This is a genomic window from Buttiauxella brennerae ATCC 51605 (assembly GCF_001654925.1).
Taxonomy (GTDB): domain Bacteria; phylum Pseudomonadota; class Gammaproteobacteria; order Enterobacterales; family Enterobacteriaceae; genus Buttiauxella; species Buttiauxella brennerae.
Map to the genome: position 1 here is coordinate 470919 of NZ_LXER01000017.1, position 14107 is coordinate 485025.

16 protein-coding genes are annotated in these 14107 nt (G+C 50.2%); 8 read left to right on the forward strand and 8 right to left on the reverse strand.

The features are described from left to right. Window positions 1-13: 13 nt before the first annotated feature. A complete protein-coding gene (locus M975_RS10425) occupies window positions 14-496 on the reverse strand; it encodes a Csu type fimbrial protein (RefSeq protein ID WP_064559132.1) in 483 nt (160 codons plus the stop codon). A 121-nt stretch (window positions 497-617) separates the two neighbouring features. After that, window positions 618-1190 (reverse strand): spore coat protein U domain-containing protein, encoded by a 573-nt coding sequence (locus tag M975_RS10430; RefSeq protein ID WP_064559133.1) that lies wholly within the window; start codon window positions 1188-1190, stop codon window positions 618-620. Between the two features lie 408 nt (window positions 1191-1598). On the opposite strand from M975_RS10430, the gene M975_RS10435 reads away from it, so the two are divergent. The 8 genes from M975_RS10435 to M975_RS10470 all read left to right on the forward strand — a co-directional run bounded on the left by M975_RS10435 (window position 1599) and on the right by M975_RS10470 (window position 8497). Next, window positions 1599-2861 (forward strand): dicarboxylate/amino acid:cation symporter, encoded by a 1263-nt coding sequence (locus tag M975_RS10435; RefSeq protein ID WP_064559134.1) that lies wholly within the window; start codon window positions 1599-1601, stop codon window positions 2859-2861. Between the two features lie 376 nt (window positions 2862-3237). Beyond that, entirely contained in the window at window positions 3238-4395 is a 1158-nt protein-coding gene (locus M975_RS10440) for an amine dehydrogenase large subunit (protein ID WP_064559135.1), read from the forward strand. A 1-nt stretch (window position 4396) separates the two neighbouring features. Beyond that, entirely contained in the window at window positions 4397-4954 is a 558-nt protein-coding gene (locus M975_RS10445; RefSeq protein ID WP_245164394.1) for a MauE/DoxX family redox-associated membrane protein, read from the forward strand. Further along, window positions 4951-5556, forward strand: coding sequence for a methylamine dehydrogenase accessory protein MauD (gene mauD / locus M975_RS10450; protein ID WP_064559136.1), 606 nt, complete (start codon window positions 4951-4953; stop codon window positions 5554-5556). Before M975_RS10445 ends, mauD begins: the two co-directional genes overlap by 4 nt. Before the next feature lie 13 nt (window positions 5557-5569). Then, window positions 5570-6112, forward strand: coding sequence for a methylamine dehydrogenase light chain (locus M975_RS10455; protein ID WP_064559137.1), 543 nt, complete (start codon window positions 5570-5572; stop codon window positions 6110-6112). Next, window positions 6105-6548, forward strand: a complete 444-nt coding sequence (locus tag M975_RS10460; protein WP_083967878.1) for a c-type cytochrome — start codon at window positions 6105-6107, stop codon at window positions 6546-6548. Before M975_RS10455 ends, M975_RS10460 begins: the two co-directional genes overlap by 8 nt. A 2-nt stretch (window positions 6549-6550) precedes the next feature. Then, on the forward strand, window positions 6551-6997 hold the full coding sequence (locus tag M975_RS23210) for a c-type cytochrome (RefSeq protein ID WP_209438128.1): 447 nt from the start codon (window positions 6551-6553) through the stop codon (window positions 6995-6997). Between the two features lie 30 nt (window positions 6998-7027). Continuing rightward, window positions 7028-8497 carry a multicopper oxidase family protein gene (locus M975_RS10470; protein ID WP_064559138.1) on the forward strand — a complete coding sequence of 490 codons (1470 nt, stop codon included), beginning with the start codon at window positions 7028-7030 and terminating at the stop codon, window positions 8495-8497. A 51-nt stretch (window positions 8498-8548) separates the two neighbouring features. Here M975_RS10470 and cheW read toward each other — a convergent pair whose 3' ends face one another. The 6 genes from cheW to flhD form a co-directional block, all read right to left on the reverse strand. Then, window positions 8549-9049: a chemotaxis protein CheW gene (gene cheW / locus M975_RS10475; RefSeq protein WP_064559139.1), complete on the reverse strand. Its 501-nt coding sequence runs from the start codon at window positions 9047-9049 to the stop codon at window positions 8549-8551. 29 nt (window positions 9050-9078) lie between these two features. Further along, the gene (gene cheA, locus M975_RS10480) at window positions 9079-11100 is read right to left on the reverse strand and encodes a chemotaxis protein CheA (protein ID WP_064559140.1); all 2022 of its coding nucleotides are present in this window, start codon (window positions 11098-11100) and stop codon (window positions 9079-9081) included. Between the two features lie 10 nt (window positions 11101-11110). Beyond that, window positions 11111-12040, reverse strand: a complete 930-nt coding sequence (gene motB, locus M975_RS10485; protein ID WP_064559141.1) for a flagellar motor protein MotB — start codon at window positions 12038-12040, stop codon at window positions 11111-11113. After that, entirely contained in the window at window positions 12037-12930 is an 894-nt protein-coding gene (gene motA, locus M975_RS10490; protein WP_064559142.1) for a flagellar motor stator protein MotA, read from the reverse strand. Before motA ends, motB begins: the two co-directional genes overlap by 4 nt. Window positions 12931-13058: 128 nt before the next feature. Then, window positions 13059-13637: a flagellar transcriptional regulator FlhC gene (gene flhC / locus M975_RS10495; RefSeq protein WP_064559143.1), complete on the reverse strand. Its 579-nt coding sequence runs from the start codon at window positions 13635-13637 to the stop codon at window positions 13059-13061. Between the two features lie 4 nt (window positions 13638-13641). Continuing rightward, complete coding sequence (gene flhD / locus M975_RS10500) at window positions 13642-13992, reverse strand: flagellar transcriptional regulator FlhD (protein WP_064559144.1); 351 nt, start codon at window positions 13990-13992, stop codon at window positions 13642-13644. Window positions 13993-14107 lie beyond the last annotated feature (115 nt).

The window sequence follows — 14107 nt, forward strand, 5'->3', positions numbered from 1 at the left end:
TTTTCTCCCTTTGTTACCATGACAACGTCACAGTCAGTTGGTCGGTGTAAGTGCCCGCAGGGCTAAACCCCGTTAATTGCGCCGCACCAAAAATCGGTAACGTAATGTTGTTACTGTTGCTGTAAGTAATCGCCACCGCCTGGTTGACCAGGATTTCTGTGTTGGCGGTCAGTGCACCGCTGGTATACAGCCGATACGGCACCGCTTCTGTGCTGCCAGTGCGCACCATATTGCGCAGCGTGGTGTAATTTTTGCCGCCATCTATGGTCATGCTTAACGCCACCCCCGGCGTGCAAGCCAGTGCCAGCGAGGTGTCAGGGAGTAGCGCACTGCTTCTGACGCCGTTTTCTACACCGGTATGGCTGCCAAAATTCAATGTGCCAAATATGCCGCCAGTGCCACTGGCTACCGAACAGCCAGGCGTTATCGTCGCCCCCACCTGAAATGACTGCGTTGTTACCGCACTTGCCGGAAGCGCAATCATCATTCCCCACATCAAAGCGTGAAATTTATGCAAAGCGCGGCCCTCAGCAGCGGTAACTGTCTGCTTTTAAATTCTAAAAATGATAGAAAAATGAGTACCCGAAATTATTCGGGTGAGTGAGCAGCTACAGGGTTCAGTACGTCACACTGACATTGATGATGTCTGAGTAAGTCCCGGGTTTCACCGTGACGCTATTCCCGCCACCGACAATGCGCCCGTAAACAATGTAGTTGTCGACGCCGGCGGTCGTGGATGCTTTCGGAACAGCCGCATTGTTGGCGATCACATTATTGAACGCCGTGTCGCTATAAATGCTGTACGCCACACCTTGTGTCGCATCAGTTGTATTGACCAGGTAACGGGCGGGCGTGCCCGGTGTACCGACGGTAGTGCCAGGGGCTGCGTTAGTGCTGCCCGACACCTGCACGGTGTAAGGTGCACCAGATGTGCACTGGATACTAAAGCTATTACCGCCAGCAGCGCCCGAAAGCACGGTCGTCAGCGTAGAAAATGTGGCGGGATGTTCACCAAAATTCAGCGTACCAAAGTTGATACCATCCTGAGAGGGCGAGCCGTTGATCAGGCAGCCATTGGTCAGTACAAGTGTCGCAGTAATGGTACCGCTGCTGGTTACCACCGCCTGCGCCCCGCTTATTCCACACAGTAAACCACTGCCACAAAGCAACAAAAGTGTGTGCGTTTTCATTGTTAAGCCCTCATTTGGCACATCCGATGCCCTGTGGATTTCCAGGGCGATGAATACGCTAACTTATTGAAATTTAGTTTAGGTATGCCGAAATGACCAGAGACTGAGTGATAAATCACCTTGATGTATGATTGCAAAATTTTCTTATTTCAAATCAACCAACTAACCACGAAACGCCCGAGGAACCGCTGAGGGGAGACAGAAATATTAATATTGTTTTCGTGAGTGTTGTCACGTTGTTACATAAGAAGTTCTGAATTAACAATTGCGACAAAAAGTAAAAAATAGTTGAATCCTGCCGCGCTTTGCTTCAATTTATGGGCCGAATAGATATTGGACAATCATAATTATTATATATAGTTCAATAGGTTAAATAAATGTTACCAACTCGATGGGGAAATCAGGTAAGTGTCTAATTCAAATAAACTCACGCTCTTTATTCTTCTGTTCATGTTTGCCGGGATCCTCTCGGGCGCGGCTATCCATGAATACGCTGCCGCAGACAACATCAAAAGTTATGCCGAAAACATCACGCTGTTTACCGACATCTTTTTACGTCTGATAAAAATGGTTATTGCCCCGTTGGTGTTTAGCACACTGACTGTCGGCATCATGAAAATGGGTGAAACCTCCACTATCGGCCGCGTAGGTGGTAAAGCGATGGTGTGGTTTATCTCTTCGTCTGTGCTGTCTATCCTGATTGGCCTGTTCATCGTCACGCTGCAACACCCGGGCGCAGGCATGAACCTTCAGGTACCTGCGGGTGACGTGCAGACCGGTCTTGCCGTCAGCGGCATGAACCTGAAAGCCTTTATCTCACACACCATTCCAACCAGCATTGCTGGCGCGATGTCGAACAACGAAATCCTGCAAATTGTGGTGTTCTCTCTGTTCTTCGGCATTGCTGGCGCATCACTGGGCGAGAAATTTAACACGCCGTTAGTGGCCGCCCTGGATGTGGTTTCCCACATCATGTTGAAAGTCACCGGCTACGTAATGTACGTGGCACCGCTGGCTATCTTCGCAGCCATCTCTTCTGTTGTGGCCACCGAAGGTTTAGGCATTTTGCTCAACTACGCCTCCTTCATTGGCGGTTACTACCTTGCCATTATCCTGACCTGCATGGTGCTGATTGGCGTGGGCTACATGGTGCTTAAGCGCGATGTCTTCCGTCTGATTGCGATGCTGAAAGACCCGGTTCTGGTGGCGTTTACGACCAGTAGCTCCGAAGCGGCTTATCCTAAAACATTGGATCAGCTCACGCGCTTTGGTTGTTCGCGTAACATTGCATCCTTTGTTCTGCCAATTGGTTATTCGTTCAACCTGGTCGGTTCGATGGTGTACTGCTCTTTTGCTTCCATGTTTATCGCTCAGGCGTACAACATCCACCTGACTTTCTCTGAGATTGTGGTGCTGATGCTGACGTTAATGCTGGCATCGAAAGGCATTGCAGGCGTGCCGCGTTCTGCACTGGTTGTGCTGGCGGCGACCATTCCAAGCTTCAATATTCCGGTGGCGGGTATTTTGCTGCTGATGGGTATCGACCACTTCCTCGATATGGGCCGTTCGGCGATCAACGTTCTGGGTAACGGGGTTGCCACCGCGATGCTGTCGAAGAATGAAGGTGAGCTGGAAGAGCAAGTGGAAACGGGTGAGCGAGTAGAAGCGTAACTCTCTTCGTCTTTAATAAGGTGGGTACACGCAACCTACTCACCTTATTCATTTAAAAGTGGTTAGTAATAACTGACCACATATCCCATCAGTTCTAACTGCCACAACACCTCACAAATAAAATAATAAGTTTTACAACAATTAGTTAGATCAACGAGTCCTTTCCCATTTATCAATCCTGCGCGTACTTTAAGTGCATCACCTGCACTCAAAGTGATCAGCCATCATAAAAAATATGTATTACTCAAACGCTTGAATTCAAAACAAGCGAAGCGGGAGTCTATTTCTGTATTTATCTATCGGATTTTCTTATTCCCATCGATGTGGCATTTAGTTTGCAAAGATGTGAATACCAATTTAACGAAAGGTAAATTTTATGAAAAGTAATGTAGTTTGCTGCACATTGCTCGCCACGGTATTTCCTCTTCTTTCTGCTCAAGCCAGTACACCCTTTAAGCCAGAACGCATTGGTGTTGAGAAAGAAATAAAACCCGGACCGAATGTTTATGTGATGGACCAAAGCTGGAGTGGCAGTACCAATATTACCGTTGTCTCCGCAGAAAACATGAAAACTAAAGGGAATATCTCCACCGGGCTTATCGCTCAAATGCTGCTCTCAAATGACAATAAACAACTTTATACCGCATCGGTTTACCCCAAGCGTATTGTCTGGGGGGAAACCGATGCTGTGGTTCAGCGTTTTAATATTGCCTCGCTTTCTCTGCTCAAGGAAATGAGCACCTCGCCAAAAATGGCACAAGTCTCCGCCAATATTAATACCTTCAAACTCAGTACCAATGAAAAATATGCGCTGGTACAAAACGCCACTCCGGCGGCATCCGTCAGCGTGATAAGTTTAGAAAGCGGGAGCCAATTGCTGGAAATACCAACGCCGGGCTGTTGGGGTATTTACCCTTCGCAGGATGACAACCGCTTTAGCTCATTATGCGGCGATGGCACCGTGACCAGTTATCAAATCAGCGACGACGATAAAAACTACCAGGCGACGAAAAGCGACAAGGTTTTTGACTCCGATAAAGATGCGCTGTTTATCAGTTCACAACGCGACGGTGACAACCTTATTTTCACCTCATTCAATGGCTCGCTTTATTTAATTAATGATAAAGAAGCCAAAGCCACGCTTAGCGATAAATTCAGCTACACCAAAGGCACGAAAGGCAACTGGGTTCCAGGCGGCTTTGAAGTGCTGGCGCTGAACAAACCGACCAATTTGATGTTCGTGAGCATGCATCCCAAAGGTAAAGAAGGCAGTCATAAAGATGGCGCCAAAGAGATTTGGGGCATCGACATGAAAAGCCACAAAGTCGTCACGCGCGTGAAAACCAAAGATGCCCTCTCCATTGCGGTTTCACAAACCCAGAAACCTGAGCTGTTTGCCTTAAGCGAAGGAGAAAATGGCGAAGGCGGCACGGTGCTGAAATACACCTTCAAGGGCGAGAAGTTTGTCGGCAAAGAAGTCGGTAAAGCCAAGGGGTTAGGCAGCTTCAACCAGATGTTGTTGGTGGACTACTAATATGGCGGCGCAACTGATGAGCCAATGCCATTTTATGTTGATGGCTTTTCTGGTGCTGCTGTTTTGCCAGGCAGCATTGCATAAAGCCACCAGCCTGTGGCGCTTTTCCGGCTATGTCGCCGATTATCACCCACGGCTTGAAGCATTCAGCTTTCCGCTGGCAGGTGGCCTGCTGGCTGCGGAATGTGCGGCAATTGTTTTAAGTGTTATTCCGTCGACCTCAACCGCCGGGCAATGCCTTCTCGCGCTACTGCTCGCCGTCTACACGCTGGCTTTAGCAACGGCGTTAATCAGCGGGAAAACGCAGATTGTCTGCGGCTGTGGTGAAACCCCGGTGCAAGTGTCAACTCGCGCCATCGTCCGCAACCTGTGCTTGCTCGGCCTTGCCGCCGTGATGCTCGGCATGCCGGATGGTCACATCAGTAATCTGGCGTTGGGTGTCGCTCTCACAGCAGGTTTCATGTTGTGGGTGGCCTATTTACTGACTGAACAACTGCAACACAACAGCGATTTAAAACAACGTCTGACAAATCCGAATCCCGATCAGGAGTCTTTATGAACAGCGTTATTCTTTTTGCTCTCGCCGTGCTTTTTGTTCTGGTGCTGTTATTAATCGTTGCCTTTCTGGCGCTATCTCGTCAGGTCGGTGTGTTATTCGAGCGCATTACCCCTGTCGGGGCGATGATTAATAATAATGGCCCGGCGTCGGGTGAAACATCAGCCGTGTTTAACCTGCCCTCTTTAAATAAAGGCATGGTGACAATTGGTGGTTTGCAGAATAAACACCAGTTAGTGCTGTTTGTTTCCCCATCGTGCCCAATTTGTAAAGTGCTGTTCCCCGTTATCAGGAGCATAAATAAATCGGAAGGCTGGCTCAACGTGGTATTAGCCAGCGACGGTGATGAACAAGCACACCGGCAGTTTATTGAGCATCAGCAACTGAGTGATATTCCGTATGTATTGTCGCCAGAATTAGGCATGGCCTGGCGCGTGGCGAAACTGCCCTTCTCCGTATTACTCGATGAACAAGGAAAAATCGTTTCTAAAGGGCTGATTAACAGCCGCGAACAACTTGAAAGTCTGTTTAACGCCAAAGAAAGCGGATTCGCCTCGCTGCAGGATTACGCGCATAACGTCTCAACCGCCAGTTTGAATCATTAATTCGGAGAACAGTATGAAGCTATTTGCTCAATTATTTGCCGTGATGGATAAACTATCGGAAAAAGGCGCTCGTCATTCTGCTCGTAATATGGGGCGTCGCCATTTTCTGGCTAAGACCGGCGTTTTTTTAGTTGGCGCGGGCGTCATGCCGCTATTGCCCTTTGACCGGACGATGGGCAAAGCCTTTGCGGCCGATAAGCCCAAAGCCGTAGACAATGATAATGACTGTAGTTACTGGCGCTACTGCGCACTGGACGGCAACTTGTGTTCCAGTTCAGGCGGCAGCATTACCACCTGCCCACCGGGCGCTGAAGCCTCGAAAGTGGCGTGGGTCGGTACTTGTCGAAACCCTCATGACAACAAAAACTACCTCGTTTCCTATAACGATTGCTGCGGTAAGGCTACGGTAACGAACTCGGTGAACTGTTTCACCAGCGAAGGAGAGCGCCCGGGGTATCGCATGGGGTTACACAACGACATCAACTGGTGTATGGCGAACACCAACAAAGGCTATCACTGCACCGTTGCAACACTGGTGGGGATTGCCAATGAATAACACCTCTTTTGCCTGGCTTGCGGGGCTCTTCGCCAGCACCCTTTCCCTTAGCGCCCTGGCGTCCGACGGGCACGAAAAATTCGTTAATAACTGCTCCGGCTGCCACGGACTTGAGGCCGAAGGTATTCCAGGGCTTGCACCTGCACTCAATAACCCGGACCTGTGGAACAAGCTGGGTGCCAAACGCAATGAGTACATTGCAGGCGTTGTGACGGGTGGTCTGAGCGGCAAACTAAAGTCCAAAGGCAACGATTACGATGGTCTGGTCATGCCGCCGCAGGACTTTATCGAAACCGCGGATCTTGTCGATATCACACGTTATGTCATCAACGATGTGAACAAAGTGGATGGCGCACCTGACGCGACGCTCATCAACCAGCTGAAAAGTGCTCCGAAATCTCATGAAGATCTGCATAAACTGCGCAACGGGGGTTAATCATGGCGACGACTTCCGGCGTGACCTCATGGCTTATCGCTGCGTTGTCGTTAGCAAGCCCCTTATGCCATGCCCTCGGAAACACCCCTGAGCAGAACTACATTCTGAAATGTTCAGGGTGTCACGATATGGATGGTTCCGGGTCAGTGAGAGGGGGCATCCCCCCTCTTCCTGGGTATATCGGGGCATTTGTTAATGACCACGATGGACGAAGCTATTTACTGCATGTGCCAGGTGTCATCTCGTCTGGCCTGAATGATGAACAACTTGCGGTGTTGATGAATTACCTCAACCAAAAATGGGGGGATAAACACGCCGTTGCGTTCACCGAGACAGAAGTGCATCAGATTCGTTCTCAACCCATAAATGATGTTGTGAAATTTCGCCGCCAAATTGTAAATCGTTTTGTCGCCGAAGGCATCGCCACCGGGGATTATCCCTGGCCGTAACGACAGCAAAAGTTAATTCATGGAACCGTTATGCAAAGACGCCAATTCTTAAAATATTCCCTTTCGTCTGTGATGCTGGCGGGCGTTATTCGCACCGCCCAGGGTGATGAGCCTGTTCCGACCAGCGTCCCTGATTTACTTGCACAAAGCGATTTTATTTCCGGCAACAGCCTTCGGGACCTGCCGATATTGAAAAATGAATCCAATGCAAAAGGCGAATTTATCGGCACTCTCACCGCCAGTGAATGCCAGAAACAGTTCACAAGCAACACGCCACCCACAACCTGCCAGGCATACAATGACGTGCTGCCAGGGCCGTTAATCGAACTTGAGGCGGGCATGAAAGTTCGCATCACTTTCGTGAATAACCTGGGTTCCCCAAGCACAATTCACTGGCATGGTTTACCGGTTCCTTCCGATCAGGATGGCGGCCCGGATGACCCAGTAGCACCGGGTGCGTCGAAAATTTACCAGTTCCAGTTGCCGGAGCGTATTTCGGGCAGCTACTGGTATCACCCGCATCCGCTTGAAGGTTCGGCTCAGCAAATAGCGACCGGACTTGCAGGCCCGATAATCATCCGCGACCCACAAGAAACATTAGCGCATCTGAAAGAGAGCCATTGGGTTATCAGCGATCTGCGTCTTGATCCCAAAGGCGCCATACCCGCGCATAACTATGCTGACTGGGTTGATGGGCGCGAAGGCGAGTTCGTATTGTTAAACGGCCAGTATCAACCGACTCTGACGCTGAACAGTGCCCAGCGTGTTCGTATCTGGAATATGTGCAGTGCGCGATATCTGAACCTCTCCTTGCCAGGCTGCCAGATAATTCAGGTCGGTTCAGATGGGGGTTTAATGGAAAAAGCACTGCCAGCTCAGAACGATATTTTGCTGGCGCCGGGTGAGCGCATGGAAGTGCTGATTACCGGTAATTCAGGGAAATTCACCCTCAATCTTTTACCCTACAACCGCTACCCGATGATGAGCAAGCCGCCGCAAACCGCCCAGGAACTGGCGCAGGTGACTTTCGAAAAGACAGCAGCACCTGCTGCACTGAGTACAGCGCTGCGCGCGATCGAGCCATTGCCTGAAGGCACCAATGTATTACGTGCGGTGATGAGTGAAAAAATGGGCGATATCATGAAAAACAAAGGTGGTACGCCACCGCGCGCATTTTTGATCAATGGCAAAGACTTCAATCTCACCCGCATGGATCTGCACAGTGAAGTGGGAAAAGTTGACCACTGGCAAATCATCAACGCGACGACAATGGACCACCCATTTCATATCCATGGCGGGTCATTTCAGGTGATTCAACGGGTGTGGCGCGGTCAGAAAACAACGCCGCCGTGTCTGGCATGGAAGGATACGGTTAACTTGCAGCCAGGCGAAACGGTGCATGTTTTAATGTTGCAGGATAAACCCGGCATGCGCATGTTCCACTGCCATATTATTGAACACGAAGAGTTGGGAATGATGGGTAATTTGATGGTTGTTTAGGTGTGCAGTATTCCCCTCACGCGGCTACACGCCTGCGTGAGGGGGCAAATCTTACGCCACGCGAACCGCGCTATCGACCAGCGCCATCTCTTCACTGTTAAGCAGCTTTTCGATATTGACCAGAATCAGCATACGGTCGCCCAATGCGCCAAGGCCCGTCAGGTATTCCGTGGAAAGCGTTACGGCAAATTCAGGTGCCGGGCGGATTTGTTCAGCTGTCAGAGACAACACATCCGACACGCCATCGACCACAATCCCTACAACACGTTGGCCGAAGTTCAGTACGATAACCACCGTGTTGTCGTTATATTCCACGTCGTCTTGCTCAAACTTAATACGCAGATCGAGGATCGGCACAATCACGCCGCGCAGGTTGGTCACACCTTTAATAAAGGCAGGCGTGTTAGCAATACGCGTGACCTGGTCGTAGCCACGTATTTCCTGCACTTTTAAAATATCGATACCGTATTCTTCGTCACCGAGGGTGAAGACGAGAAACTCTTGCCCTACCGTTTCCCCGGTCAATTTGGTCACATTGGTTAATCCAGTCATTTTCTTATCCTATTCTCAAACCCGGAGGATCAGGCGGCGGTGCCGGCCATACGTTGTTCGCGATTCAAACCTTGCAGCGCAGATACATCAACAATCAGCGCAACGCTGCCATCGCCGAGGATGGTTGCCGCTGAAATACCCGGCACTTTGCGATAGTTGCTTTCAAGGTTTTTCACCACCACTTGATGCTGGCCAATCAGTTGGTCAACCAATAGCGCGTAACGGCGCCCGGCGCTTTGCAAAATCACCACAATGCCTTGCGTCGCTTCGGTTTTTGCACCGCTTACATCAAACACTTTCCACAATTCAACCAGCGGCAAGTATTCGCCGCGCACTTCAAGCACGCGCTCGCCACCCGCCAGTGGGTGCAAATCATCTTCTTTCGGCTGCAACGATTCCATCACCGCATTGAGTGGCAGAATAAAGACTTCGTCGCACACTTTGACCGACATGCCATCAAGAATTGCGAGGGTTAGCGGCAGCATAATGCGGATGGTGGTGCCGACATTGGCCTGGGATTTGATTTCAACATGGCCACCCATTTCCTGGATGTTACGTTTCACCACATCCATGCCCACGCCACGCCCGGAAACATCAGTCACTTGTTCAGCAGTCGAGAATCCTGGGGCAAAAATCAGCATGCCCACTTCGTCGTCCGACATGTTTTCGTGCACCGGCATGCCTTGCGACAACGCTTTAGCAAGAATGCGTTCACGGTTCAGGCCCGCACCATCGTCGGAGACTTCAATACAAATATTCCCGCCCTGATGTTCGGCAGAAAGAATTAAATTACCGATGGCCGATTTCCCGGCAGCAACACGTTTTTCAGGTGATTCGATACCGTGGTCGAGACTGTTACGCACCAGGTGCGTTAACGGGTCGATAATGCGTTCAATCAGGCTTTTATCCAGTTCAGTGGAGCTGCCCTGAAGCGTCAGTTCCACCTGTTTATCCAGTTTGCTTGCCAGGTCGCGCACCAGACGCGGGAAGCGGCTGAAGACATATTCCATTGGCATCATGCGGATAGACATTACTGATTCTTGCAAATCACGGGCATTACGCTGTAACTGACCCATGCTGGTAATCAGTTCGCCATGTTCTACCGGATCAAGCTCGTTGGAACGCTGGGCCAGCATCGATTGTGTGATAACCAGTTCGCCCACCAGGTTTATCAGCTGGTCAACCTTTTCCACCGCAACGCGGATACTGCTCGATTCGCTGACGCGCGTCGGTTTAGTTTCCCGCTCGGCACGTGGTGAAACAGCGGCGACTGGCGCAAGCTGCGCAACAACCGGTTGTGGTGCATTCACCGCCACGGCGACCGGTGCTTCTGCGACTGCAACTTGTGCAACTGCTACTTCCGCCTCAGAACTGGCTGCGGTTAACGGAAGAAATTCAATCTGCTCAGGCTCGATAACAAAACAGAGCACGGCGCTGATATCGTCAGCACTGACGGTAGTTTCGATGGTTGCGGTGACGGAGTTCGCCCCTTTTTCCACCTCGCTTAATGTGCCCAGGTTGCCCAACTCTTCGAGCAATAAATCAAGCTCGGTCGACTTCAGTCCGGTTATCGCAATGCGCAAATTGCCGTCGCTGGCAGGCGCCTGGGAGGCGGTCTCTTTTTCTACCACCGTTAATTTTGCCGGGGTCGAAGCACTTTCGCCTTTGGCTTCCAGAGCCAGTTGGCGCAACGCTTTGCAGATATAGTCGAAACTCTCAGCGTCCGGTTCCTGTGAGTTTTTATAGGCGTCCAACTGTTCCTGCATAATATCTTTAGTTTCCAAAAACAGGTTGATGATATCGGTGTTGAGGTGCATCTCACCACGCCGGGCATCGTCGAGCAGGTTTTCCATTAAATGCGTGGTTTCCTGCAAAATGGAGAAGCCGAATGTCCCGGCACCTCCTTTTATTGAGTGCGCAGCACGAAATATGGCATTAAGCAGTTCTGAGTCCGGCGCTTCTGGCAACAGATTCAGTAAGTGCTGCTCCATATCGGCCAGAAGCTCGTCGGCCTCGTCAAAAAATGTCTGGTAAAAATCGCTGATATCCATACTCACGCTATCACCTCGTACCGGATTGTGGCGGTAATGTGTTCTGCGCCGGCACTACCGCCGCAGGTTGTTGGAGAATGCTGACTGGCTGGTTATCGCTTTCTGCGTTTTCATGCACGATGGCCTCTTCAGCTTGTTTGTTCAGTACCAGCAAACTAATGCGACGGTTGATGGCATCCCCTGCTCCGCGGTTGCTCAGGCGCATCGTTGACGCCATCCCGACAACGCGCAAAACTTTGCCGTCGATAAGCCCACCCGAGATCAGTTCACGCCGCGAAGCATTTGCCCGGTCCGCAGACAATTCCCAGTTGCTATAACCACGCTCTCCCATGGCATAAGGCAAATCATCAGTGTGACCAGATAAACTAATTTTGTTCGGAATATCATTCAGTAATGGCGCAATGCTGCGCAGGATGTCACGCATATAAGGCTCAACTTCGGCGCTGCCATTTTTAAACATTGGGCGGTTCTGGCTGTCGATAATTTGTATCCGTAACCCCTCTTGAACCAGGTCAATTTGCAGATGAGGGCGCAGCGCGCGTAACTTTGGATCGGCGTCAATCAGCTGATCCAGTTTGTCACCCAGGCGCTTGAGGCGATTGGCTTCCATCCGCTTTCTGAGATCTTCAATATTAGGCTGTCTTTTCACTTCGCCTTGTTGCTGGGTGACATCATCACCGCCGCCGGGTATTGGGCTCTGGCTGTCGGCGATGCGCTGCCCCCCGGTAATCGCGGCGGAAAGTGGCGTACGGAAATAGTCGGCAATTTGCGCCAGTTCTTTAGGGCTGGAGATGGAAATCAGCCACATAACCAGGAAAAAAGCCATCATCGCGGTCATGAAGTCGGCGTAGGCAATTTTCCATGAACCGTGCGCGCCGCCGCCGTGGCCTTTATGCTTACGGCGTTTTACGACAACAATGGGGCGCGCGTTATGCTTCATACTTCTTCTTCCGTGGCGCGCTGTTGCGCGTTCGGCGAGCGAACAGCACGAACATGTTCTTCCAGTTCAACAAACGATGGGCGCTCGCTGGAGTAAAGGGTCTTACGGCCAAATTCGACAGCAATCGGCGGCGCATAACCATTCAGGCTTGAGAGCAAAGTGACTTTAACGCACTGCATCATTTTGGTCGTTTCAGCGCTTTTTTGGCGCAGAACGGTCGCCAGCGGTGAAATAAAACCGTAGGCCAGCAAAATCCCAAGGAAGGTTCCCACCATGGCGTGCGCAATTAACGCACCCAGTTCACCGGCGGGCCTGTCGGCAGAAGCCAGCGCATGTACCACGCCCATTACGGCGGCGACAATACCGAATGCCGGAAGCGAATCCCCCATGATGGCAAGGCTATTTGCCGGTATTTCAGCCTCACTTTCATGTGTTTCAATTTCCTCATCCATCAGCGCTTCAATTTCAAAGGAGTTCATATTCCCGCTGATGATCAGACGCAGGTAATCAATAATAAATTCCAGCATCAATGTGTCGGCCAAAATACGCGGATAACTGGCGAAGATTTCGCTTTCTTTCGGGTTTTCGATATCACGTTCAAGCGAAAACATTCCTTGCTGGCGTGACTTCGCCATCAAGCGATAAAGCAAGGCCATGAGATCCATATACATGCTTTTGGTGTATTTCGAGCGGCGGAAAAGTAATGGCAACGCTTTTATTGTTGCTTTTATCGCCTTACCGTTATTGCCAACGATAAAGGCCCCAACCCCCGCTCCACCAATGATGATAAATTCAGCTGGTTGATAGAGTGCGCCAAGATGACCACCAGTCATCATATAGCCGCCGAATACTGTCGCGAGAACGACCAGATAGCCTATTACAATCAGCACGAGTACATCCTTCTGCTGTTAAATGTGACGAGGAATCACAAATCAGAGGTGTTTACGGCTCAGCGTGGGGCAAAAAAAAGCAGCGATAATCGCTTATCGCTGCTGGAGTGTTTATCCACACCGAACTGTTAAACGGCCTGTCTGACCTGTTCATCCAGCAGTTGTGGAATAATATCGGCAGTATTCGTAGAAAGTTTACGTCTTTTTACCGCGCGTGATGGCGGCTGGCACAAACTGCAAGCAAAGCTGCCCACAGGCTGGTGTGCATGAGTAATAAAGTTGCCACCGCAGCAGTTGCAACGGCTCAATTCAAGCATGTGACTTTCGACAAAACGCACCAGCGTCCAGGCGCGAGTCAGCGCCAACAACGGCCCGCTTTCCTGTGCAGGGCATTGTTCCAGATACAAGCGGTAAGCTTTTATGACCGCATCGACACCGGTACATAAACCAGTGCGGAGTAAAAACTGCCAGGCATTGCAGAACATAGAAGCATGAATATTTTGCTCCCACGTCATAAACCAGTCGGTAGAAAATGGCAGCATTCCTTTCGGAGGTGGGCTACCACGGAGCTCTTTATACAGTTTGATCAGTCTGCCACGGCTTAATTGCGTTTCACTTTCCAGCATCTGCAATCTTGCACCAAGCGTGATTAATTCCATCGCCAGTTGTATATCGCGGGCTTCCTGAACAATACTTTTTTCGCTCATTTTGCTACGCCCTTTTTTTGCGTGATGCCTCGTCTATCGCGGACACCTCATTTAATAAGCGGGTGGATAACAAAATGCCGGTATGAATTTGCTGTAAATCATCCACACGAGAGTCTTGTGTTAAGCGGGTAATGGTTTGATTGTCATTAAAACGGAACTGACAAATTAATTGATTGGTTTCCGCGAGTTTTACCATTTGCGGCAATGTTAATTCACCCAGTGAAGTGGCCATATCCTCGGTCACTCCCAGGCGAAACATTGCTGAGGCTTTATCACTGCTAATAAGGCGCTGCGCAAGTAATAAATACGACAAATTAATATCGTAGATATGTTTTAACAACTCGGATGTATGCATTGTGTTCATCCTGAAAAACTTACTTTTATACATGCGGCGATGCCGCACCCCGTGAGTCGCCGGGAATCCCCGGTTAAAATTAAAACAACCAAAAAGCCAAAATCATTTGACTGAT

Coding starts and splice junctions, on each gene's coding strand:
- flhC (WP_064559143.1), bottom strand. CDS start 13,637: ATGAGCGAAAAAAGTATTGTTCAGGAAGCCCGCGATATACAACTGGCG.
- motB (WP_064559141.1), bottom strand. CDS start 12,040: ATGAAGCATAACGCGCGCCCCATTGTTGTCGTAAAACGCCGTAAGCAT.
- mauD (WP_064559136.1), top strand. CDS start 4,951: ATGAACAGCGTTATTCTTTTTGCTCTCGCCGTGCTTTTTGTTCTGGTG.
- cheW (WP_064559139.1), bottom strand. CDS start 9,049: ATGACTGGATTAACCAATGTGACCAAATTGACCGGGGAAACGGTAGGG.
- M975_RS23210 (WP_209438128.1), top strand. CDS start 6,551: ATGGCGACGACTTCCGGCGTGACCTCATGGCTTATCGCTGCGTTGTCG.
- M975_RS10470 (WP_064559138.1), top strand. CDS start 7,028: ATGCAAAGACGCCAATTCTTAAAATATTCCCTTTCGTCTGTGATGCTG.
- flhD (WP_064559144.1), bottom strand. CDS start 13,992: ATGCATACATCCGAGTTGTTAAAACATATCTACGATATTAATTTGTCG.
- M975_RS10445 (WP_245164394.1), top strand. CDS start 4,397: ATGGCGGCGCAACTGATGAGCCAATGCCATTTTATGTTGATGGCTTTT.
- M975_RS10425 (WP_064559132.1), bottom strand. CDS start 496: ATGTGGGGAATGATGATTGCGCTTCCGGCAAGTGCGGTAACAACGCAG.
- M975_RS10430 (WP_064559133.1), bottom strand. CDS start 1,190: ATGAAAACGCACACACTTTTGTTGCTTTGTGGCAGTGGTTTACTGTGT.
- M975_RS10460 (WP_083967878.1), top strand. CDS start 6,105: ATGAATAACACCTCTTTTGCCTGGCTTGCGGGGCTCTTCGCCAGCACC.
- M975_RS10455 (WP_064559137.1), top strand. CDS start 5,570: ATGAAGCTATTTGCTCAATTATTTGCCGTGATGGATAAACTATCGGAA.
- cheA (WP_064559140.1), bottom strand. CDS start 11,100: ATGGATATCAGCGATTTTTACCAGACATTTTTTGACGAGGCCGACGAG.
- M975_RS10440 (WP_064559135.1), top strand. CDS start 3,238: ATGAAAAGTAATGTAGTTTGCTGCACATTGCTCGCCACGGTATTTCCT.